This window comes from Achromobacter sp. SIMBA_011 (genome assembly GCF_046535435.1).
GTDB lineage: Bacteria > Pseudomonadota > Gammaproteobacteria > Burkholderiales > Burkholderiaceae_B > Achromobacter > Achromobacter dolens.
Window position 1 is genome coordinate 1 of sequence record NZ_JAWRWN010000498.1, and the last position, 270, is coordinate 270.

1 protein-coding gene is annotated in these 270 nt (G+C 68.9%); it reads left to right on the forward strand.

Annotated features, from left to right (window positions below; translation table 11 throughout):
* A partial coding sequence (locus SB816_RS31880) for an FAD-binding oxidoreductase (protein WP_410548228.1) occupies positions 1-270 on the forward strand: 270 nt, incomplete at both ends.

The window sequence follows — 270 nt, forward strand, 5'->3', positions numbered from 1 at the left end:
GTGGACGATCCGCGAAACCGGCGCGTCGGCGACCTCGCTGTCGCGCGATCCCGCCGCGCCCGACCCGGTGGTCGGCTGGGAAGACGCCGCCGTCGAGCCCGCACTGCTCGGCGCGTATCTGCGCGAATTCACGGCGCTCGTCGAGCGCTATGGCTACAAGACCAATCTGTACGGCCATTTCGGCGACGGCTGCATTCATTCGCGCATCACCTTCGATCTGCGCTCGGCCAGCGGCGTGCGCGACTGGCGCGCATTCCTGGAGGAAGCCGC